The 21,385-nt window shown below is 74.2% G+C and carries 15 protein-coding genes and 1 pseudogene; 4 read left to right on the top strand and 12 right to left on the bottom strand.

Translation table 11 applies throughout. The features are described from left to right. Nucleotides 1-113 precede the first annotated feature (113 nt). Nucleotides 114-605: an FBP domain-containing protein gene (locus tag IE329_RS08800; RefSeq protein ID WP_190210263.1), complete on the bottom strand. Its 492-nt coding sequence runs from the start codon at nt 603-605 to the stop codon at nt 114-116. 127 nt (nt 606-732) lie between these two features. Here IE329_RS08800 and IE329_RS08795 point away from each other — a divergent pair, with 127 nt between their 5' ends. Beyond that, entirely contained in the window at nt 733-1,302 is a 570-nt protein-coding gene (locus IE329_RS08795) for a TetR/AcrR family transcriptional regulator (protein ID WP_190210262.1), read from the top strand. A gap of 130 nt (nt 1,303-1,432) precedes the next feature. Here IE329_RS08795 and IE329_RS08790 read toward each other — a convergent pair whose 3' ends face one another. From IE329_RS08790 to IE329_RS08780, 4 genes and pseudogenes are all read right to left on the bottom strand, one after another. After that, complete coding sequence (locus IE329_RS08790) at nt 1,433-3,982, bottom strand: glycoside hydrolase family 3 C-terminal domain-containing protein (RefSeq protein ID WP_461782286.1); 2,550 nt, start codon at nt 3,980-3,982, stop codon at nt 1,433-1,435. 60 nt (nt 3,983-4,042) lie between these two features. Then, nucleotides 4,043-4,945 (bottom strand): annotated as a pseudogene (locus IE329_RS42210) (discoidin domain-containing protein); the annotation flags it as partial. 671 nt (nt 4,946-5,616) lie between these two features. Continuing rightward, the gene (locus IE329_RS08785; RefSeq protein ID WP_190210260.1) at nt 5,617-6,069 is read right to left on the bottom strand and encodes a hypothetical protein; all 453 of its coding nucleotides are present in this window, start codon (nt 6,067-6,069) and stop codon (nt 5,617-5,619) included. 354 nt (nt 6,070-6,423) lie between these two features. After that, nucleotides 6,424-6,990, bottom strand: coding sequence for a TetR family transcriptional regulator (locus tag IE329_RS08780; protein ID WP_190210259.1), 567 nt, complete (start codon nt 6,988-6,990; stop codon nt 6,424-6,426). A gap of 135 nt (nt 6,991-7,125) precedes the next feature. Between IE329_RS08780 and IE329_RS08775 the strand changes: the two genes are divergently transcribed. Next, the gene (locus IE329_RS08775; RefSeq protein WP_190210326.1) at nt 7,126-8,061 is read left to right on the top strand and encodes an SDR family oxidoreductase; all 936 of its coding nucleotides are present in this window, start codon (nt 7,126-7,128) and stop codon (nt 8,059-8,061) included. 449 nt (nt 8,062-8,510) lie between these two features. Here IE329_RS08775 and IE329_RS08770 read toward each other — a convergent pair whose 3' ends face one another. Next, nucleotides 8,511-9,569: an NAD(P)-dependent oxidoreductase gene (locus tag IE329_RS08770; protein ID WP_190210258.1), complete on the bottom strand. Its 1,059-nt coding sequence runs from the start codon at nt 9,567-9,569 to the stop codon at nt 8,511-8,513. A gap of 359 nt (nt 9,570-9,928) precedes the next feature. Between IE329_RS08770 and IE329_RS08765 the strand changes: the two genes are divergently transcribed. Continuing rightward, on the top strand, nt 9,929-10,594 hold the full coding sequence (locus IE329_RS08765) for a DJ-1/PfpI family protein (protein WP_190210257.1): 666 nt from the start codon (nt 9,929-9,931) through the stop codon (nt 10,592-10,594). A gap of 118 nt (nt 10,595-10,712) precedes the next feature. On the opposite strand, the gene IE329_RS08760 is transcribed toward IE329_RS08765, so the two are convergent. The 5 genes from IE329_RS08760 to IE329_RS08740 form a co-directional block, all read right to left on the bottom strand. After that, complete coding sequence (locus IE329_RS08760) at nt 10,713-14,126, bottom strand: DNA polymerase III subunit alpha (RefSeq protein WP_229927273.1); 3,414 nt, start codon at nt 14,124-14,126, stop codon at nt 10,713-10,715. A gap of 383 nt (nt 14,127-14,509) precedes the next feature. Further along, nucleotides 14,510-14,914: a nuclear transport factor 2 family protein gene (locus IE329_RS08755; protein ID WP_190210255.1), complete on the bottom strand. Its 405-nt coding sequence runs from the start codon at nt 14,912-14,914 to the stop codon at nt 14,510-14,512. Between the two features lie 21 nt (nt 14,915-14,935). After that, entirely contained in the window at nt 14,936-15,511 is a 576-nt protein-coding gene (locus IE329_RS08750; protein ID WP_190210254.1) for a MarR family winged helix-turn-helix transcriptional regulator, read from the bottom strand. 258 nt (nt 15,512-15,769) lie between these two features. Then, nucleotides 15,770-16,768 carry a type I glyceraldehyde-3-phosphate dehydrogenase gene (gene gap / locus IE329_RS08745; protein ID WP_190210253.1) on the bottom strand — a complete coding sequence of 333 codons (999 nt, stop codon included), beginning with the start codon at nt 16,766-16,768 and terminating at the stop codon, nt 15,770-15,772. A 132-nt stretch (nt 16,769-16,900) separates the two neighbouring features. Then, a complete protein-coding gene (locus tag IE329_RS08740; protein WP_190210252.1) occupies nt 16,901-17,857 on the bottom strand; it encodes a GlxA family transcriptional regulator in 957 nt (318 codons plus the stop codon). Nucleotides 17,858-18,364: 507 nt separating this feature from the next. Between IE329_RS08740 and IE329_RS08735 the strand changes: the two genes are divergently transcribed. Further along, nucleotides 18,365-20,599, top strand: coding sequence for a carbohydrate-binding module family 20 domain-containing protein (locus IE329_RS08735; RefSeq protein ID WP_190210251.1), 2,235 nt, complete (start codon nt 18,365-18,367; stop codon nt 20,597-20,599). 166 nt (nt 20,600-20,765) lie between these two features. On the opposite strand, the gene IE329_RS08730 is transcribed toward IE329_RS08735, so the two are convergent. Beyond that, entirely contained in the window at nt 20,766-21,167 is a 402-nt protein-coding gene (locus IE329_RS08730) for a hypothetical protein (protein ID WP_190210250.1), read from the bottom strand. Between the last annotated feature and the right edge of the window lie 218 nt (nt 21,168-21,385).

Raw genomic sequence — 21,385 nt, 5'->3', positions numbered from 1 at the left:
TCACCTGCAAGGACGTACCGCTCGGATTCGAACACGCCCTGTGACACCGCGAGCCCGGGGCGGGGCGAGCCCGCAGCACCGCGATCCCGGCGCGGGCAGCGCGGCCGGACGCGTCAGGCGGTGACCTTGGCGATGAACGCGGCGAGGTTCGCGACGGCCCGCCGGATCTTCTCCTCCACGGTGAGCGACTCGGGGAGCCGGGCGCCGACGCCCTCCACCCCCTTGCCCCGGACGTACAGCGGGCAGGCGAGGTCGCTGCACATGTAGGCGCCCACCGAGTTGCCCTGCTGCCCGGCCCGGCCGGCCTTCGCGGCGACCATCAACGAGACGCCCCCGGTGTGGGTCGTCATGCAGATCGAGCACATGCTGCGCCGCAGCTGCCAGGAGGCGGTACCGGGCAGCCGCAGGGCGAGCGCCACCGTGCGGCCGTCCGACTCGGTGGCGAGGTAGGCCCGGCCGGGCGCCTGCGGGTCCCGCCAGCCCAGGAAGTCCAGGTCGTCCCAGGGCTGCTCGGCCAGGTCCCGGGGGACGGCCAGGCGCTTCGCCTCGCCCTTGGTGCAGTTCACGAAGGCGGTACGGATCTCTTGCTCGGTCAACGGCTTCATGACCACTACGCTAATTTGCCTATAGGCTTTAGGCAAATGCATAACCCTTGTCGCCAGACGGCATGAAGGCCCTGGGGCGAAGGGCATGGGATTAAGGTGACGGGATGAAGGCAACGGGAGGCAGGTCATGGTTCGAGCAGGACTGACACCGGAGCGCCTGACCCGGGCGGGGGCGGAACTGGCCGACGAGGCCGGCTTCGACCAGGTGACCCTCTCGGCGCTCGCCCGGCGGTTCGACGTCAAGGTCGCGAGCCTGTACTCGCACCTCAAGAGCTCCCAGGAGCTCAAGACCCGGATCGCCCTCTTCGCACTGGAGGAACTCGCCGACCGGGTCACCGCCTCCCTGGCCGGGCGGGCCGGCAAGGACGCGCTGGCCGCCTTCGCCGATGCCTACCGCGACTACGCCCGGGAGCACCCCGGCCGCTACGACGCCACCCGGCTCAGGCTCGATCCCGAGACGGCGGCCGCCAGTGCCGGCGTCCGGCACGCGCAGATGACCCGGGCGATCCTGCGCGGCTACGACCTGGCGGAGCCGGACCAGACGCACGCCGTCCGGATGCTCGGCAGCGTCTTCCACGGCTACGTCAGCCTGGAGACGGCCGGTGGCTTCAGCCACACCGCCGTCGACCCCCAGGAGTCCTGGGAGTGGATCCTGGATTCGCTCGACGCCCTGCTGCGGGCCAGGGCGACGTCCTGACCGGCGGGGGCCGGCGCCCGCACCCCGCCGTCGCCCGCCCGGGACGGACGCCCCGCACACGGCGGGGCGCCCCCGTCCCCGCCCCTTCGCGGGGGCGGGGACGGGGGCGCCCGTACGGTGTGCCGGACGGTCAGTTCCAGCCGGTCAGACCCGCTCCGTACGGGTAGAGCGGATTGCCGTACGTCGTCGGCACCGGCTGGCCCGCGTCGATCCTGGCCCGGATGTCCGCCCGTTCGGCGGCGGTGGCGCCCAGGTCGTACGGCAGGTCCCAGTTCTCGTTGGCGTCGGCGAGGGTGTCGGTGCCGCCCGGCCTGAGCACCTGGTCCAGGCTGCGCGGCAGCTGCCACGGCAGTTTGCCCGACGGCGCGTAGTCGCCGAACAGCAGTCCTGCGGTGGCCGGGCCGACCTCCTCGCCACCGCGGTAGGTCACCACCACGGCGTCGGCCAGGTCGTTCCACTCGCTGATCACGATCGGCCGCGGCAGCGTCAGCACGACGACCACCGGAACGCCCTGCTGCTTGAACTTCTGGATGAGCGCCAGTTGGTCGGCCGGCAGGTAGGGCTGTTCCTTCACCCACGCGGTGGCATGGGTGTACGTGGGCTCGCCCACCGCCACCACGGCCAGCTTCGGCGCGGGCCCGGTGTCCTGGTAGACGTTGACCCCGGCCTTGGCCGCCCGCGCCTTGACCGCGTCCAGCAGCGTCTGCGAACCGTAGTTCTCGTGGAAGTAGCTGGTCCAGATGCAGCAGGCCGAACCGTCGGCGGCCCGCGGGCCCGCGACCACGATGTTGTCCCCGGCGTTCAGCCGGACCGGCAGCACGCCGTTGTTCTTCAGCAGCGTGTCGGACTCCCGGGCCGCCTTGTTCGCCAGCTCCACGTAGCCGGGCTGGTGGAACCGGTAGGGGCCGTTCACCGGGTCGCCGTACGGGTGCTCGAAGACGCCGAGCTGGAACTTGAGCCGCAGGATGCGGGTCACCGCGTCGTCGATCCGGGCGAGCGGCACCTGCGACTCGAAGGTCGCCATGCTGTAGCCGGGGGCGCCCGGGTCGGCGCCGCCCATCACGTCCGAACCGGCGTTGGCCGCGTTCACCCACGCCGAGGAGGGCAGCCAGTCGGTGGTGATCAGGCCGGTGTACCCGAGGTTCTGCCGCAGGTACGCCAGGATCTTGGCGCTGTCGCCCGCACCCGGGCCGCCCGGGTCCAGGTACGAACTGCCCGCGTAGCCCGGCATGATGTTCACCGCGCCGGCCTGCATCGCCGCCCGGAACGGGATCATGTGGTACTTGATGGTGACCCCGTCGTAGGTGATCCCGGCCTCGCCGCCGGCGCCCTCGCCGGGCCAGTGCTTGACCGTCGCCAGCACCGAGCCGGGGTTGAGCTCCGGACCGCCCTGGAGACCGGCCACCAGGGCCCGCAGCTGCGCCGCCGCGACGTCGGCGTTCTCGCCGCCGCCCTCCTGGATCCGCGGGTACAGCACCTTGGTGCCGACCTCCGCGAGCGGCGACAGGGTGCCGCGCGCCCCGACCTCCAGCTCCTCCAGCCGCTGCATGTTGCCCAGTTGGTAGTCCAGCGCGTAGTCCTTGCCGGCCGCCAGGGCGCTCTGCAGCGGATAGGTCGTCTGGTAGCCGGCCGTGGTGTCGCCTGCCGAGACCGGCGGGATGCCCAGCCGGGTGGCCGCGGTGGAGAGCAGCACGGTGTGCAGGTCGCCCGGCTGCGCCGGGCCGAAGTGCCAGCCCGACATGGGGTAGGACTGGACGTTGTAGAACATCTGGTAGGCCTTCTCCTCCAGGGTCATCCGGCCCAGGAGGTCGGCGACCCTGGTCTCGACGGGCCGACGCCAGTCCTCGTACGGCTCGATCGTCCCGTTCTTGTTGAGGTCACGGGCGCCGTTGACGACGCCGATGCCGTCGTCGGTGGTCTCGATGTCCGGCAGGTAGAGGCTGAAGGTCCGGATCTCGGAGGTGGTACGGGCCCCGGCGGCGGTCACCGCGACCACGTACCACTTGTAGGTCCAGCGGTCGGAGATGTCCCAACTCGGCGTGTAGGTGGTGCCGGTGGGCTCGGCGACCTTGGTGTAGAGGTCGATCAGGTCGACGTTCTGGGTGAAGTCGTAGTCGGTGCGGCTGAGGTTCAGCCACACCTCGTAGCGCGCGGCGCCCGGCACCGAGGCCCAGGAGAGGGGCGGCCGCCGGGTACTGGTGACCATGGCCTTGTCCGCCGGGGCGGAGAGCGCGAACTGGCCCGGTGCGGCGGGCGCCCTGGTGGGCCCGGAGAGCAGCGGCGGCGTGGCGGCGGAGGAGTCGACCGTGCCGTAGACCTGGAACTCCCACAGCGAGTAGCCGTAGCCGGTGGCCCGCGCCGTGCCGTAGAACCGCACGTACCGCCCCTTGCCGGTGACCGCCAGCCGCTCGACGCCGCCGGTGCCCGCCGTGGTGGTGTGGATCGGCGTCCACGCGACGCCGTCCTGGGACACCTCGATGCGGTAGCCGGTGCCGTAGGCGGTCTCCCAGTTCAGCACGACACCGGTGACGGTGGCGGCGCCGCCCAGGTCCACCCGCAGCCACTGGGTGTCACCGGGCTGGCTCGACCAGCGGGTGGTGGTGCGGCCGTCCAGCGCCGCCGCCGGGGCGTTGCCGCCCTCGTAGGACGAGGCGGCGACCTGCTTGTAGGCGGAGATCACCGAGCCGGAGAAGTCACCGCCGCCACCACCGGAACCGGCGAAGACCTGGAACTCCCAGAGCGAGTAGCCCCAGGCGCTGCCGCGGGCGGTGGCGTAGAGGCGGATGTAGCGGCCGCTGCCGGAGACGGCGAGGTCCTGGACACCACCGGCGCCGGTGGCCGTGGTGTAGACCGGCGTCCAGGCGGCGGCGTCGGCGGACACCTCGATCCGGAAGCCGCTCGCGAAGGCGGCCTCCCAGTTCAGCACCACCCGGCAGACCGCGGTCGTGGCGCCGAGGTCGATCTGCAGCCACTGGGGGTCGGCGGCCGCGCTGGACCAGCGGGTACCGGCGTTGCCGTCGACCGCCGCCGAGGCGGGGGTGCCGACGTTCTCCACCGACGAGGCCGTCGCCGGCCGGCCCTGGGCGGCGTTCGTGGTGCCGCAGCCCGGGCCGGTGCCGCCGGTGCCGTAGACCTGGAACTCCCAGAGCGAGTAGCCGTAGCCGGTGCCGCGGGCGGTGGCGTAGAGGCGGATGTAGCGGCCGCTGCCGGAGACGGCGAGGTCCTGGACACCGCCGGCGCCGGTGGCCGTGGTGTAGACCGGCGTCCAGGCCGCGGCGTCGCCGGACACCTCGATCCGGAAGCCCTTGGCGAAGGCTGCCTCCCAGTTCAGCACCACCCGGTCGACGGTGGCGGTGGCGCCGAGGTCGATCTGCAGCCACTGGGGGTCGGCGGCCGCGCTGGACCAGCGGGTACCGGCGTTGCCGTCGACCGCCGCCGAGGCGGGGGTGCCGGCGTTCTCCACCGACGAGGCCGTGGCCGGCCGGCCCTGGGACAGCAGGGCCGAGGCGGCACTCGCGGTGCCGGCCGTGACACCGACCGCTCCGCCGGCCGCCAGGGCGAGCGCGACCAGGACGGCCAGCAAGGGGCGGCGGCGTCGCAGCACCCGGGCCGGCGGCCCTAGGAGCAGGGGCAGGAATCGCATGTGCATCTCCCTGGGGGTGGGATGCCGTGGCCCGGCCCCGAGCCGTCGCGCGGTACGGCGACGGCTGACGGGTGGGTACGGCGACTGCCTGACGGGGGGCGGAACAGGCTTTGACAGCTCGCACATCGAGCATGAGAGAGCGCTCTCCCGGGAGTCTCGGGGTACGACTGACCACTGTCAACCCTTGTGCAGCGGCGGGCCTTTGCTGCCCCTGGGCCCACCGGACGGCGGTGGGGAAGGACCGCGAGGTGAGGGCGGGGGAACACCTGCCGGCCGGACCTCCGGACAGCCGGGGCACGGAGGCATGGAGGCATGGAGGGACGGCGAAGCGGAGCGGAGAGGCGCGGAGGCGCGGAGAGACGCAGGCGCGGAGGCGCGGCGGAGCGGTCACGCTGCGGAGCGGTCACGCTGCGGACGGCGGGGACGTTCACGCCGAGGGCGGGTCACGCCGGGGATACGGTCACGGCCCAGACGGACGCGACGGGCGGGAACGGCGAGGGCCGGGACGAGCCCGCCCGTCCCGGCGCCCGACAGCCACGGCGGGCGGCCCGCCACCGGCAGGGCACGCCCGCGCCGCCACCGACCGTGCCGCCGCCGGCCTTCACGGGGCCCTGCCGGCGGCTCCGCGCCGCGGCCCGGGAAAGAGACCGCGGCGCGTCCGCCCCACGGCCCTACAGCGTGGGGATCGCCAGCAGCAGCCCGCCGTCGAGGCGTTCCTGCATGTGCCGGCCGTGCGCCGCGCAGACGATGACCGTCCCGCCCTGCGCGTCCATCGCCAGGAAGGTCGCCGCCTCGCCGCAGGGGCCCTGGGAGCGGTCGTAGCCCCATCCGGCGCCGCACTCCTGGCACCAGGAGCGACCGTCCTCCGTCCGCAGCGTCGGACCGCAGCGCGGACAGATCCCCCACCACGCCGTGCACGACCCGGGCTGCTGGGCGGCGCGCACCCGGGCCAGCTTCTCGGCCGCTCCCCCGATCCGCCGGGCCGCCTGCCCGAGGGCCTCGTCCACCGCACCCGGCAGGGCTCCCCGCACCCCGCGCGGCAGGTCCGGCTGTTCCCTCAGCCGCTCGCGCATCGCGGCGACGTCCCGCGCCAGCGCGTCCGCGCGTGCCTGGAGATCCCGCAACTCCGCCGGAGTCGGCTCATCACCGCCGCCGACGGGGTCGGCATCAGCATCCGCGAACAAGCCCTCCACCCCCTTCTCGACACCACCGCCGCGCACGGGACCACCGGCACACCTGGTCCGGCACCCCGCCCCCGGCGGCCACCCACAGAAAGCATCGTGATCAAACCATGACAGGCACGTCCCGACAAGAGGCGTGGGTCACGTGGCCCGCCCGCCCGACCGGTGCCGGCAGCCGTCCGACCGCCGCGGACGGGGGCACCGACGGTGGCCCGGACGGCGGCCCGGCCACGCTCCCGCCCGTGGAAGGCAGCCGAGCGGGGCGGCCGACCCGCCGTCGCGACCGGGTGCCCACGGTCACCCGCCCGCGGCCAGCAGCCGCAGCTCGCCGAGCGCCTCCCGCAGATGGTCCGCGAGGCTCCGGCCCCCGTCGTCACCGACCCAGCGCTCGAAGCCGACCTTGAAAACGGCGATGCCCGCCTCCGCGGCCAGGCTCGCGGCCGGGTCCTCGACGCCGCGGCGGCGCAGGGTGCCGGCGAGCGCCGCGGACAGCGAGGCGAGCTTGACGAGTTCGCGCTCGCGCAACTCCGCGTTCGCCGTGATGACGGACTGGCGTTGCCGGGCGAACTCGTGGCGGCCCTGGAAGAAGGCGGCGACGGCCTCCAGCGTCGCGGCCATCGCGTCGATCGGCGCGGCCGTGTCCGGGGTGCCGGCGAGGGTGTCCACGAAGACCTGCTCCAGCGCCTGCGAGCCCCCGAACAGCACCTCGCGCTTGTCCGCGTAGTGCCGGAAGAACGTCCGCTCGGTGAGCCCGGCGCGTTCGGCGATCTGCGCGGCGGTGGTCTGCTCGAACCCGCGCTCCCGGTAGAGGTCCAGCGCTGCCTGCTCAAGGCGCCCGCGCGCGTTCGGCTCCCATCGACCCATGCGCCGATCCTACGCGATGACAGTCACTGACATCAGGTGCTACGGTCGATGACAGTCACTGACATCGACTCGCCCGCCCTGATGGTGCCCCGGTACCCCCGGCGGGAGGGGTCGACCTACCCGGAGGTTCTCCTCATGCGCGTGTTCGTCACCGGCGCGTCCGGCTGGATCGGTTCAGCCGTCGTCCCGGAACTCATCGGCGCCGGCCACCAGGTCGTCGGGCTCGCCCGCTCGGACGCCGCGGCGGCCGCCCTCGCCCGGGCCGGCGCCGAGGTGCGCCGCGGCACACTCGACGACCTCGGAATCCTGCGCAGCGCGGCCGGCGAGTCCGACGGCGTGATCCACCTCGCCTTCAAGCACGATCTCGCGTTCAGCGGCGGCTTCGAGAGCGCCGCCGAAGCGGACCGGCGGGCCGTCGACACCTTCGGCGAGGCGCTCGCCGGCTCCGACCGCCCGTTCCTGATCGCCGCGGGGACGCTCGGGCTGGCGCCGGGCCGGGTCGCGACCGAGCGGGACGGCCAGGCCGACGGCCCGGTCACCGCCCACCTGGCCGGCGGCCCGGCCAAGCGGCTGGCCAACGCGCACGCGGCGATCGCCCTCGCCGGCCGGGGCGTCCGCTCGTCGGTCGTACGGCTGCCACCGACCGTGCACGGCGACGGGGACCACGGCTTCCTCGCCACGCTCGTCGCCATCGCCCGTGCGAAGGGCGTCAGCGGCCATCCCGGCGACGGGTCCAACCGCTGGCCCGCCGTGCACCGCTCCGACGCCGCGCGGCTCTTCCGCCTCGCGCTGGAAGGCGCCCCGGCGGGCTCCACCCTCCACGCGGTCGCGGACGAAGGCGTACCGGTCCGCACCCTGGCGGAGGTGATCGGACGCCACCTCGGCCTGCCGGTGGCCGCGGTCTCCCCCGAGGACGCGGCCGGGCACTTCGGCTGGCTGGCCGGCTTCCTCGGCGTGGACGGCCCCGCCTCCGGCGCGCACACCGGCGAACTGCTGGGGTGGGTGCCGACCGGGCCCGGGCTGGTCGAGGACCTCGACCAGGGCCACTACTTCGCCACCGCGTCCGCCTGACCGTCCGCACGGGGGGGGGCGCCCGCGCGCAGGTGCCACGGCACAGGGGCGCGGCGCGGCCCGGCCGTTACGGGGGGAGCGGCCGGGCCGGAAGCAGGGCGCAGCAACGCCCGCTCCTCGACGGTAGGCCGCCGGTGCCGCGGTGCGGCAGGACACGCCGCACCGGCACCCGGCCTCCCGGCCGGATCGCTCGTGCGGGCGAGCCGGCGGAGCTTGGCCCGGGCCGCGGCCGGCCTGACGGCAACCGGCCGGCCGGCCGCCCGGGCCCGTCGCTCGTCGGCGGGCTCGGTGGCGGAGACCGAGAGGCGTCCACGTACGGAGTGCACCCGGTGCTCCGTCCGGGTGCGGGTCCGCGTCCGGTTGACGATGCCGGGTCCGGGTCCGGGTCCGGCCGAGGGGCATCCGCTCCAGCCGTCCGCCGACAGGTGGGCGGGGGCACTGAGCAGCCGTCAGAGGGTCACCACCGGCACGCCCTCCGGGCGGCCGGCGAGCAGCGCCGCGATGTGGTCCGCGCAACGGATCGCCGCCGTGGCCGTCGCACTCCTGGTCATCCCGGCGAGATGCGGGGTGAGCAGGGCGTTCGGCAGGCCGAAGAGCGGCGAGGCGAAGGCGGCGTGCTCGTGCTCGAAGGTGTCGACGGCGGCCGCGGCGAGCGGGTGCGCCGGGTCGCCCAGCGCGTCCGCCAAGGCCTGCTCGTCGACGATCCCGCCCCGGGCGGTGTTCAGCAGGACCGACCCCGGCCGCATCAGCGCCAGCTCCGCCCGGCCGATCGTCCCCCGGGTCAGCGGGGTCAGCGGCAGGTGCAGGGAGACCACGTCAGCGGTCGTCAGCAGGGTCCTGAGGGAATCCACCCGCGGCACCGGAGTCCCGGCCGGGCCCCTGGAGTGACCCAGGACGGTCATGCCCAGGGCTCTCGCCCGCTCGGCCAGGGCGAGGCCGACCCGGCCCAGCCCGACGATGCCCAAGGTCAGTTCCGACAGCTCCGGTGCGGGGGCGGCCGGCGCGGTCCAACGGCCTTGGTGCGCAGCCTCGTTGTGCGCCGGGAGGTTCCGGAGCAGGGCGAGCAGCTGGGCCAGGGCGAACTCGGCGACCGCGTTCGCGTTGGAGCCCGGGGTGTGGGTGACGACGACGCCGTGGCGGGCGGCGGCGGCCAGCTCGACATGGTCGGTGCCCGCCCCGGCCCGGCCGACCACCCGCAGCGGGTGCGCCAGTGCGGGATCGGTCGCCGCCGCGAGGAAGGCCGCCCGCAGCGGGACGCCCGCGCGGGACTTCACCGCGTGGTGACCGGTCCCGTCCCGGACGGTCTCGGCGATCAGCGCCGGCTCGTCGAAGCCGTCGAAGTCGGTGAAGTCCACCCGGCCGGCCCAGGCGGCCCGGGCCCCGGCCCGGTCGGTCACCCTGCGAAGGTTCAGCGTGACGGCCAGCCCGTGGCCGAGCAGGCGTTCCAGCTCCCGGTCGAGCAGCTCGCCGGGAGCCGCGTCCACCAACAGGATCCGCGCCTTCTCCATCTGGTCCCCCTTCCGCGGTCACCGGACCCTACTGCGCTCGGGGAAGCGGCCGCGAGGAGCCCTTCGCCCGGCGCCCGGGGACGTCACGGCCCCGCTGCCGCCCGGTACCGGGTGGCACAGAACGAGTGGACGCCAGTTCCCGGAGCCGCACGCGCACGGCTGCAGCGACGAGACACCGGGCGGCGGGATCACCGACCCGACGGACCGGAAACCCGGTTGTGCCTGGGCGGCGGCCGGTACCACCGCGTCAGCAGCCGCCCGGGGCCCGGCGACGGGCCACCGGGGACGGGCCACCGGGGACGGGGCCGGCCCCGCGCGCCCCCGGACGCCCGCCGCCGGCGAGGCCTACGATGCGCCGCATGGACATCGTGATCCTGCTCTTCGACCGCTTCGAGCCGCTCGACGCGATCGGACCGTACGAGATCCTGGCCCACCTGCCCGGGGCCACCGTGCGCTTCGTCGCCCCCGAGCCCGGCCTGGTGCGGGACGTGCTGGGCGGGCTGCCGGTGCACGTCCCTGCCCGGTACTCCGAGGTGGAGCGCTGCGACGTCCTGCTGATCCCCGGCGGGGCCGGCTCCCGGACGGTGGCGAGCGACCCCGATCTCCTCGACTGGGTCCGCCGCGTTCACTCCGGCACCCGCTTCACCACCTCGGTGTGCACCGGAGCCCTGGTGCTCGCGGCGGCCGGCCTGCTGAACGGCCTGACCGCCACCACCCACTGGGGCGCGGTCGCCGAACTGGAGTCGTACGGCGCCCTCTACACCCCCGAACGGGTCGTCCGTCATGACCGGATCATCACCTCGGCCGGGGTCTCCTCGGGTATCGACATGGCGATCCGGCTGGCCGCCCTGCTCAGCGACCGGACCACCGCACAGGCGATCCAGCTCCACACCGAGTACGACCCGCAGCCCCCGTTCGACACCGGCTCGGTGGCCAAGGCCCCGGCCGAGGTGATCGAACGGGCCCGCGCCCTGGCCCGGGGCGTGCCCCGGCCCGGCCTCCCGCCGGCCGGTGCGCGGGGGTAGGTCGCTCGGCCTCCGGCCGCCGCCCGGACCACCCGAACCTCACGAACCACCCGATCGACCGATCGTCCGATCGGCCGATCGTCGAAGTCGGGTCAGCCGGCGCGTGGGGGTGCGTGGTTCAGCCCGCGGACCCGGGAGAGGCGTGCCAGAGCCGGCCGGGGCCGGCGCCCGGGCCGCGGCGGGACGGGCGCCGGCCCCCTGGGTCCGGGCCGTCGGCGTCGCCCGGCGGGGTGGCCGCGAGGAGGGCGCGGACGGCGGCGGTGCCGCCGCTCGCGTGGGCGTCGGCGACGTCCTGGAGGTTCCAGGCGTGGGTGCCGATGACGGTGACCGACCTGCCCCGGCGCGAGACGGTGCCCCGGCCCAGGATCAGGAAGTGGTGGAACAGCGGGTGCGCGGCCTGGGCGTGGGTGTCGTCGAAGTAGGTGAGGTCGACCTGCCCGCCCTGGCTGCCGTCGTCCAGCGAGACGAAGATGGTGCGCCGGCCGGAGCGCATCGGCGGGGTCTGGATGGCGACCTTCGCCCCGGCCACCAGGACGGTCTCCCCCGCCGTCCGCTCCCCCAGCCGGTGGGAGGGGGTGACGCCGAGTTCGGCGAGCAGCGGGTGGAAGGGCTCCATCAGGTGACGTGAGGCGTCCATCCCGATGACCTCCAGTTCGGCCTGCAGCTCCTCGTCCGGGGTCATGGCGGGCAGGCCGGTGCTGCCGGCCGCCGGGGCGGCGGGCGGGGCGAGGACGAGTTGGGCGGGGATCTGGGCGGTACGGTGCTGGCGGTGCAGTTCGTCGACCTGGAGCAGGAGCTCGCGGCGGTGGGCGCCGGGGGCGAGGGCGTCCAGGGCGCCGATCCGGACCAGGCGGTCGGCGACCGGCTGGCTGGGGCGGGCCCGGGCCCAGAAGTCGGGGATGTCGGTGTAGGGGCGCTCCGCCGCGATCCGGGCGGCCTCCTCGTCGGTGATGCCGCGGACGTCGGCGAGCGGGATGCGCAGGCCCAGCCGCCCGTCGGGGAGCTGCTCGGTGCGGTAGTCGGTGCCGGAGTGCTGGACGTCGACGGGCAGCACCGGCACGCCGCGCCGGCGCGCGTCCGCGAGCACGAGGCGTTTCGGGTACATGCCGGGGTCGTGCTCCAGCAGCCCGGCGTAGAACGGCGCCGGGTAGTGGGCCTTCAGCCAGGCCGACTGCAGGGTCGGCAGGGCGAACGCCACCCCGTGCGAGCGGGCGAAGCCGTAGGCGCCCATGTTCCTGAGCATCTTCCAGACCTGGTCGATCACCTCGGGCCGGCGCCCGGCCGCGGCGCCGGCCTTGCGGTACCAGGACTCCAGGGCGGCGATCCGCTCCGGCTCGGCGAGCGCGCGGCGGGCCTCCTCCCCCATCGCCAGGTCGGAGCGGGTCATGGTCGCGAAGACCCCGGCCACCTGTTCGTTGAAGATGACCACGCCGTACGTGCTGCGCAGCCACGGCTCCAGGTCGGGGTGCGGGTAACTGACCGGCTTCTTCCCGTGCCGGCCGAGCAGGAACGGTTTGATCATGTCGGCCTGGACCGGGCCGGGCCGGAAGAGGGAGATCTCGGCCACCAGGTCCTCGAAGGTCTCCGGCTGCAGGCGGCCGAGCAGGTCCTTCTGGCCGGGCGATTCGAGCTGGAAGACGCCGAGGCTCTCGCCCTCGCGGAGCAGCCGGTAGGCCTCGGGGTCGCCGAGGGGCACCTGGGTGCGGTCGTCGAGGTCGATCTTCCTGCCGGTGGTGCGCTCGATCTCCTGGACGGCGTAGGCCATCGAGGACTGCATCCGGACCCCGAGGACGTCGAGTTTGAGCAGGCCCAGGTCCTCGACGTCCTCCTTGTCGAACTGGGAGGCGGGGAAGCCCTCGCCGGCCGTGGGGAAGACGGGGGTGCGCCGCAGGAGGGTGTCGTCGGAGAGGATGACGCCGCAGGGGTGCATGGCGGTGCCGCGGGGCAGTGCGTCCAGGCCCTCGACGAGGTCCCAGAGCCGGCCGTAGCGGTGGGCCTGCTCGGCGAGCTGCCGCAGCTCGGGGAGTTCGGCGAGGGCGGTCTTCGCGGAGCGGGCGGTGAGGTGCGGGAAGGCCTTCGCCAGGGTCCCGGTCTCGTCGGGGGGCAGGCCGAGGGCGAGGCCCGCGTCGCGGATCGCCCAGCGGACCCGGTAGGTCTCGGGCATGGAGAGGGTGCAGACCCGGTCGGTACCGAAACGGTCCATGATCCGCCGGTAGACGTCCAGCCGGCGGGCCGACTCCACGTCGATGTCGATGTCCGGCAGCGACTTGCGGCGCAGGTTCAGGAACCGTTCCATGATCAGTTCGTGGTCCAGCGGGTTCGCGAACGAGATGCCGAGCAGGTGGACGACCAGCGAGCCCGCGCCCGAGCCGCGGGCCTGCACCCGGATGCCCATCTCCCGCACGTCGTCGACGACCTGGGCCACGGTCAGGAAGTAGGTCGGCCAGCCGAGGGTCTGGATCACCCGCAGCTCCTCCTCCAGGCGGCCGCGCATGGTGGCGGAGCGGTCGTAGCCGTGCCGGACCATCGCCGCCTCGCAGCGTTGGCGCAGCGTGCGCGCCGAGGTGCCGGGGGCGGCGCCGATGACGTGCTCCTCCGGGAAGTGCACCCGGCCGATGCCGAGGTCCGACTCCGGGTCGAGGCGGCAGTCGCCGGCGGTGCGCTCGGTGGTGGCGAGCAGGTGGGCCGCGCCGCCGTTCTCCTGGCCGGCCGCCCGGGCGACCTCCTCCGCCAGGGCGGCCATCTCCGGCTTGTCCTTCAGCGAGCGCTCGCCGTTGCAGGTCCGTCCGGCCCGGACGGGGACGAGCAGCCGGGCGGCGTCCAGCACGTCCGCGACCGGCGCCTGCGCGCGGTCGGCGTAGCGGACGGCGTTGGTGAGGACGGCGAGCAGGTCGAGGTCGGCGGCCAGGCCGACGGTGCGGGCGGCGAGGCGCAGCGAGCCGGGGCCGGTGCCGGTCCGGCGATGGTGGACGGCCTCCAGGCGCAGGTGCGGGCCGTAGGCCTCGCGCCAGGGGGCGAGGAGTTCGGCGGCCCGGTCGGGGCGGCCGGCCGCGAGGGCCCGGACGGGTTCGGAGGCGGGGCCGAGCAGGGCGGTGAGACCTTCGGTGTGGCGCCGGAGGGCGCTCCAGGGGACGACCGGCTGCCCGCCGCCGGCCTCGGCGCGGGCGGCCCAGCCGGCGGTGATCAGCGCGCACAGGTTGGCCCAGCCGGTGCGGTCACGGGCCAGCAGGGTGATCCGCGGGGCGGACTCGTCGACGAACGCTCCCCCGCGCGCCGGGGTCCTCCGGCGGGCGGCGGTCGCGGTGGCCGCGGCCGGCTCCAGCAGGGGGACGGCGAGGTCCGCGCCGAACACCGGCCGCACCCCCGCCCGGTGGCACGCCTTGGCGAAGCGCACCGCCCCGGCGACGGTGTCGCGGTCGGTCAGTGCCAGCGCGTCCATCCGCTGCTCGGCGGCCCGCTCGGCCAACCGGCCGGGCAGGGAGGCCCCGTAGCGGACGGAGTACCCCGAGGCGACGTGCAGATGCGTGAACAACGGTGGTCGCCTCCCAGCTCCACGACCCCCGTCCTGATCTCCGGCGCCCCCACCTGACACCCACCCTAGAGCCTGTTCGAACATTTGAGCTAATAGAAATCGATCGAACGTTCCTGCTTTCACCTGCAAGGACGCACCGCTCCGACTCGAACACTCCCGGTGATCAAGGCGGGGCGGGGCGGGCCGAGCCGGACGGTCCCGGCGGCGCCCCCGACGGGCGGCGGCCAGGACGACCGCCACAGCGACCGCCACACCGACGGCCACACCGACGGACGGCGACCGGGGCGGCAGGCGGAACGGCGAACGGCACGGCACGCGTCCGTGCCGTGCCGTGCCGTCTGCCGGACGCCGGACCGCCGGACCGCCCGCCGGGCTGCAGCCGGTTACGCGCCGGGTGCCGCGGCCTCGGGGGCCGGGCCGGCCGCGGCCATGATCGCCTGCCAGGGGGCGGAGTCGAAGATGAGCATGATCTCGGTGATCCGCCCGTCGCGGAGCCGGAAGTGCTCGGCCGTGCGCTGGACGATGCCGACGGCCGGGACGGTGTGGACGTCGTAGACCAGGGTGGCGTCGCTCTCGCCGAACAGCTCGCTGATCGGCTCCACCCTGGCGACGATGCCCAGCAGCCCTTCGAGGCCGTCGAGGTGACCCGCCGGGCTGTCGGAGGTGATGAACGGACTGCGGAAGGCGAACTCCTCGCCGACGAGGGCGGCGGCCGCGGCGACGTCACCGGCGAACCGGGCGGCGTGATAGGCCCTGACGACGTCCCGGACGGACGGACTGGCGGCCATGCGGATCTCCAAGCGCTCGTTTCAGGAAGCCGGCCGGTCGGGCCGGACGCCGTTCAGGTACTGCTCGATCCGGCCCTGGTTCTCGACCAGGCGCAGGCACAGGTGCCGGAGCCGGGCCAGTTCGTCCTCGTCGAAGCCCTGGAAGATCGCGGACATCGCGCGCCGGGTCGGCCCGCGGAAGGCTTCCAGCCACTCCTGGCCGGCCGGGGTGATCAGCACCCGGACCGACCTGCGGTCCTGCTGGTCCTGGACCCGTCGGGCCAGGCTGTCGCGCTCCAGCGTGTCGACCAGGCCGGTGATGTTGCGCGAGCTGACACCGGCCGCACGGGCCAGTTCGCCGATGCTGAACCCCTCGTCGGAGCCCGTGCTCAGCCGGACGAGCAGGTCGAGGGCACCCGCACTGAGCCCGCGTTCGCCGGAGCCGTACGAGCGCAGCCGGTCCACGGCCTGCGCGGCCGAGCGGACGGCGGCGGCCGCCTCCAGCGCCAGGGTGTCGCCGCCCTCGGCGAAGGCCTGCATGGACGCCCGGACACCGGGGTCGTAGAGAGAGCCGTCGGGGTCGGCGGCCAGCCCGCGAGAATTATGTACGTGCTTCATAATGAAGCAGCACTCTATATCGGCCGAGGCCGATGGCGCCATGGGCAGCCGTACACGGGAATGCCGAAGTGCCCGCCGGCGGAGCTGGACTGAGGACCGGTCAGGGACCGGCGGCCCACGGCGGGACCCCGAGCACCGGCGGCCGGGGCCGGAGGTGCCCGGCGGCACCGCACGCCCGAGCCCCGGCCGTGGCCGGGGCTCGGGACTCGGGGCTCAGGCCCAGGGCTCAGCGGCCCGGGCTCAGGGAGGCGGTACGGGTCAGCGGGCGGCGAGAAGCCCGACCGTGTCGATCACCCGGTTCGAGAAGCCCCACTCGTTGTCGTACCAGGCGACGACCTTGATGTGACGGCCCTCGACCCGGGTCAGGGCCGAGTCGAAGATCGACGAGGCCGGGTTGCCGGTGATGTCCGAGGAGACCAGCGGGTCCTCCGAGTACTCCAGGACGCCGGCCAGCGGCCCCTCCGCCGCCGCGCGGTAGGCCGCCAGCACCTCGTCGCGGGTCACCTCGCGGGCCACCGTGGTGTTGAGCTCGACGATCGAGCCCACCGGGACGGGCACCCGGATCGAGTCGCCCGACAGCTTGCCGTCCAGGCCCGGCAGCACCAGGCCGATCGCCTTGGCGGCGCCGGTCGTGGTGGGCACGATGTTGACGGCGGCGGCCCGGGCCCGGCGCGGGTCGCGGTGCGGACCGTCCTGGAGGTTCTGCTCCTGGGTGTAGGCGTGCACGGTGGTCATGAAAGCGTGCTCGATGCCGGCGAGGTCGTCCAGGACGGAGGCCAGCGGCGCGAGCGCGTTGGTGGTGCAGGAGGCGTTCGAGACGATGGTGTGCAGCGCGGGGTCGTAGGCGTCGTTGTTCACGCCGAAGGCGAGCGTGACGTCCGCGCCGTCCGAGGGCGCGCAGACCAGCACCTTGCGGGCGCCGGCCGCGAGGTGGGCGCCGGCGGCCGAGGCGGAGGTGAAGCGGCCGGTGGCCTCCAGCACGATGTCGACGTCGAGTTCGGCCCACGGCAGCTGCGCCGGCTCCCGCTCGGCGAGCACCTTGATCCGGCGGCCGTCCACGACCAGGGTGTCACCGTCGACGGTCACCGGGCGGCCCAGCCGGCCGGCCGTGGTGTCGTAGGCGAGCAGCCGGGCAAGAGTGGCGGGCTCGGAGAGGTCGTTGACGGCGACCACGTCGAGCTTGCTGTCCCGCTCCAGCAGGGCCCGCAGCACGTTGCGCCCGATGCGGCCGAATCCGTTGATGGCGATGCGAGTCATGAGTGGTGTCCCTTCCACCGTGATCAGGTCTGTCAGGAACAAGACTCGCGCGCGGCGTCGGCCGGCGGCAGCGGCGTGAGTGCCATGGTTCGAAAGGATCGCGCCAAGCGGGGCCACCGGCCGGGGGGCGGGCTACTCCCCCTGCGCGAAGGTGCGCCGGTACTCGCTCGGCGTGGTCCCGAGAATGCTCTGGAAGTGCAGCCGCAGGTTGGCGCCGGTGCCCAGGCCGGTGTCGGCGGCGATCTGCTCGACGCCCCGCTCGGAGCGCTCCAGCAGCTCCCGGGCCATGTCGACGCGGGCGCGCATGACCCACTGCATCGGCGTGTAGCCGGTGTCCTCGACGAAGCGCCGGGAGAAGGTGCGCGGTGACACCGCCGCGTGCCGGGCGAGCGTCTCCAGGGTCAGGGGCTCGCCCAGCCGGTGCAGCGCCCACTCCCGGGTGGCGGCGAACCGCTCCCCGATCGGCTCCGGCACGCTGCGCGGCACGTACTGCGCCTGGCCGCCGCTCCGGTAGGGCGCGGCGACCAGGCGCCGGGCCGCGTGGTTGGCGGCGGCCACGCCGAGGTCGCCCCGCAGGACGTGCAGGCACAGGTCGATGCCCGAGGCGGCGCCGGCCGAGGTCAGCACGCTGCCCTCGTCGACGAAGAGGACGTTCTCGTCGACGCGGACGAGCGGGTACTGCGCGGCGAGCGCCCGGGTGTAGTGCCAGTGCGTGGTGGCACGCCTGCCGTCGAGCAGGCCGGTGGCGGCCAGCGCGAACGCGCCCGTGGAGATCGCCGCGAGCCGCGCGCCCCGGTCGTGGGCGGCCACCAGCGCTTCGAGCACGGCCGGCCCGGGGGGCTCGCGGTCGGGGTGCCGGTAGCCCGGGACGAAGACGATGTCCGCCCAGCCGAGCGCGTCGAGCCCGTGGGCCACGTGGTACGACAGGCCGTCACCACCGGTCACCAGCCCCGAGGCCGCGCCGCAGACCCGTACCTCGTACGGCATGCTCGCGCGGGTGGTGAACACCTGCGCGGGGATGCCGACGTCGAGCGGCTTGGCGCCGTCGAGCACCAGGACGGCTACGCGGTTCAGACGGGAGACGGGCACGGGGACAGGGTACGGAACGCAGCCCGGGACCAGTTGGTCCGGGCGGCGCCCGGAGCGGCGGGCCACGGCAGGAGCGGCACCCGGAGCGGCGGGCCGCGTCCGGGGCCCGGGCGAGGGCCCGGGGGCGGCCTGACGCGACGTCAGCGACGTCGTGCCCGCTCGATGAAATTCATTTCCGCAAGTTTCAGCAAAATGTGTCAGAAGCCTTGACGGTGCGTCGGTTCGACGGAATCGTCTTCACCGCACAGTCACACACCGCAGGACGGGCCCCACGCCGCGACCGCCGCGCAGGGCCCGGTCCGCGGGCGCCGCACACCGACCGGCAAGGGACCGCCGGCCGGGCCTCGCGGCGACCGCGGCCCTGCGTGCCGCGCACCGGCCGCCGGGAGCGGCCGTCCGAGTTCCCGCTCCGCCGATTCCGAAGAGTCCGGGCACACCCCAGCCCCGCAGGACTCCGACCGGCCCACCGGCGCGCCGTCCCACCCCGCCCCCACCCGAGGAGACCCCATGCCCGTCCTGTCCCGTTCCTCCGGACACCGGCCGAGACCGGACACCAGGACCGATGCCCCGGCGAAGCGCCGCGCCCGCCGGTCGCCGGCAGGCCTCGCGGCGGCGGCCGCGCTGCTGGCCGGCGCCCTGCTGCCGATCGCCTTCCAGCCGAGCGCCCAGGCCGTGGCCGCGCCCAACGGCGGCGACGTGATCGCCAACCTCTTCGAATGGAACTGGAACTCCGTCGCCGCCGAGTGCACCAACGTCCTCGGCCCCAAGGGCTACGGCGCCGTCCAGGTCGCGCCGCCCGCCGACTCGATCAAGCTGAGCGGCGCCCACCCCTGGTGGGAGGTCTACCAGCCGGTCTCGTACGGCCTGAACAGCCGGATGGGCACCGAGGCCCAGTTCAAGGCCATGGTGACGGCCTGTCACAACGCCGGCGTCAAGGTCTACGCCGACGCGGTCATCAACCACACCGCGGGCGTCAACCAGACCAGCACCAGCTCCTACGGCGGCGCGACGTTCAACCCGGTCGGCTACAGCTACGCCAACATCCCCTACAGCAGCGCGGACTTCCACGGCTCCCCGCCGTGCCCCAACTCGAACCTGGGCATCAACGACTGGAACAACGTCACCCAGGTCCAGGAGTGCCAGCTGCTCTCGCTCTCGGACCTCAACACCGAGTCGGACTACGTCCGCGGCAAGATCGCCGGATACCTCAACAGCATGGTCGACGCGGGCGTGGACGGCTTCCGCGTCGACGCGGCGAAGCACGTCGCCCAGGCCGACATGGCGAACATCCTGTCCCGCCTGCACAGCACCGTGTGGGGCGCGCGCCCGTACGTCTACCAGGAGATCTTCCCGGGGAGCAGCGGCCAGCTCGCCCCGGCCGCCTTCGAGGGCAACGGCAGCGTCCTGGAGTTCACGTACGCCTACAAGCTGAAGGACCAGTTCAACGGCAGCATCGCGAACCTGAAGACGTTCGGGGCGAGTTGGGGCCTGGAGCCGAGCGACAAGTCGGCCGTCATGGTGACCAACCACGACCTTGAGCGGGACCGGACCACGCTCACCTACAACGACGGCTCGAAGTACCAGCTGGCACACATCTTCGAACTCGCCTGGACCTACGGGACCCCGCAGGTCTACTCCGGCTTCCGCTTCGCGAACAAGGACGACTCGCCGCCCGCCGACGCCAACGGGTACGTCACCGACACCAACTGCTCCAACAACACCTGGACCTGCACCGACCGCGACCAGGGCATCGCCAACATGGTCGGCTGGCACAACGCCGCCCGGGGCCAGTCCGTCGCCAACTGGTGGGACAACGGCGGCAACGCCATCGCCTTCAGCCGCGGCGACAAGGCCTGGGTCGCGATCAACAACAGCGCCACCGCCGTCACCCAGACCTTCACCACCGGCCTCGCCGCGGGCACCTACTGCAACGTGATCCACGGTGACGTCACCGCCGCCGGCACCTGCACCGGCGGCACGGTGACCGTCGACGCCACCGGCAAGGCGACCACCACCGTCCCGGCCGGCGACGCGGTCGCCCTCTACACGCAGGCCCCGCCCTGCACCGCCGACTGCCCGACCCAGCCCCCGACCACCCAGCCCCCGACGACCCAGCCGCCCACCACCCAGCCGCCGACCGACGGCAGCGTCTCCGAGACCTTCAACGAGAACAAGAGCACCGTGGTGGGCCAGAACGTCTTCGTGGTCGGCTCGGTCGCGGCCCTCGGCACCTGGGCCCCGGCCTCGGCCGTCCCGCTCTCCTCCGCGAACTACCCCACCTGGTCGGCCACCGTCGCCCTGCCCGCCAACACCGCGTTCGAGTACAAGTACATCGTCAAGGACGCCGCGGGCAACGTCACCTGGGAGTCCGGCGCCAACCACACGGCCAACAGCGGCTCCGGCGGCACCCTGAACGACACCTGGAACGGCACCTCCGGGACCACCAACGGCCAGGTGACCGTCAACTTCAGCGAGAACAGGACCACCGTCCTCGGCCAGAACGTCTTCGTGGTCGGCTCGGTCGCGGCCCTCGGCAGCTGGGCCCCGGCCTCGGCCGTCCCGCTCTCCTCCGCGGGCTACCCGAACTGGACCGGTTCGGTGACCCTGCCCGCCAACACCGCGTTCGAGTACAAGTACATCGTCAAGGACGCCGCGGGCAACGTCACCTGGGAGTCCGGCGCCAACCGCACCGCGAACAGCGGCTCGGCCGGATCGCTCAACCTGACCGACAGCTGGAAGTGACGCTCCGGAACCCCTGAGCCGGGTGGCCCTGCCCTGGGCCACCTGGCTCCACCGTCATGACCGGGCCGCCTTCACGGCCGGGGGCCCGGCACCGCCGCGCCCCCGGCCGCCGACGTCAGCAGGACCAGGGGCCAGGGGCCAGGGGCGAGCAGCCGGCGGCCGGCGGTCAGGGCGTGGCCGTCGGGCTGGGACCGGCTCCGGGCCCGAAGGTGACCACGTCGGGCCGGGACGCGCCGAAGCACCCGGCGTCGAAGCCGGCCCGGTCCAGGCCGGCCTGCTTCTCCGGCGGAAGCTCGTTCCACTGCGCACCGCAGGTCTCGGCCGACGGCTGCCCCCCGCGGTGCAGGATGTTCATCACCGCGGCGGCCCCGGCCACCGCGGACTGCGCCCGGCTCGCCACCACCGGCTGCGCCGACACGGAGAGCGACGGAGCTGCCGTCCCGGGCGCCGACGTGACGGCGCGCGCGGTGCTGGAGACGGCCGGAGGCTGCGCGGAGGAACAGCCCGCGAGCAGCGCGAACGCGCTGCCGAGGACGGCGGCCCCGACCATCTGTGTGATCTTCTGCATGATGGCAGACCGTAGCCGACCGGGCGGACGTCGCTTCACGCGGGTCGCCCGGTGGGCGACGACCGCCCGCTCGATCCCCCGGCCCCGAAGAGCGGCCGGCCCCCGAATGCCAGGTGGCGCCCGAGAGCGGCAGGGCACCGAGCAGCGACGGCGCAGGCCGGCGCGCAGCCCGTACGACCCGCCCGCCGCCATCCGGGTGGCGCGGCGCGCCACCGGCT

The organism is Kitasatospora indigofera (assembly GCF_014655955.1).
Taxonomy (GTDB): Bacteria; Actinomycetota; Actinomycetes; order Streptomycetales; family Streptomycetaceae; genus Kitasatospora; species Kitasatospora indigofera.
Note: the sequence above shows the minus strand (reverse complement) of the source record. Positions and strands in the feature narration are given on the sequence as shown.

Excerpts from the sequence above, each read along its gene's own strand:
- IE329_RS08755 (WP_190210255.1), bottom strand. The coding sequence starts at position 14,914 with ATGGCCGCCAGTCCGTCCGTCCGGGACGTCGTCAGGGCCTATCACGCC.
- gap (WP_190210253.1), bottom strand. The coding sequence starts at position 16,768 with ATGACTCGCATCGCCATCAACGGATTCGGCCGCATCGGGCGCAACGTG.
- IE329_RS08770 (WP_190210258.1), bottom strand. The coding sequence starts at position 9,569 with ATGGAGAAGGCGCGGATCCTGTTGGTGGACGCGGCTCCCGGCGAGCTG.
- IE329_RS08795 (WP_190210262.1), top strand. The coding sequence starts at position 733 with ATGGTTCGAGCAGGACTGACACCGGAGCGCCTGACCCGGGCGGGGGCG.
- IE329_RS08800 (WP_190210263.1), bottom strand. The coding sequence starts at position 605 with ATGAAGCCGTTGACCGAGCAAGAGATCCGTACCGCCTTCGTGAACTGC.
- IE329_RS08750 (WP_190210254.1), bottom strand. The coding sequence starts at position 15,511 with ATGAAGCACGTACATAATTCTCGCGGGCTGGCCGCCGACCCCGACGGC.
- IE329_RS08775 (WP_190210326.1), top strand. The coding sequence starts at position 7,126 with ATGCGCGTGTTCGTCACCGGCGCGTCCGGCTGGATCGGTTCAGCCGTC.
- IE329_RS08780 (WP_190210259.1), bottom strand. The coding sequence starts at position 6,990 with ATGGGTCGATGGGAGCCGAACGCGCGCGGGCGCCTTGAGCAGGCAGCG.
- IE329_RS08730 (WP_190210250.1), bottom strand. The coding sequence starts at position 21,167 with ATGCAGAAGATCACACAGATGGTCGGGGCCGCCGTCCTCGGCAGCGCG.
- IE329_RS08735 (WP_190210251.1), top strand. The coding sequence starts at position 18,365 with ATGCCCGTCCTGTCCCGTTCCTCCGGACACCGGCCGAGACCGGACACC.
- IE329_RS08765 (WP_190210257.1), top strand. The coding sequence starts at position 9,929 with ATGGACATCGTGATCCTGCTCTTCGACCGCTTCGAGCCGCTCGACGCG.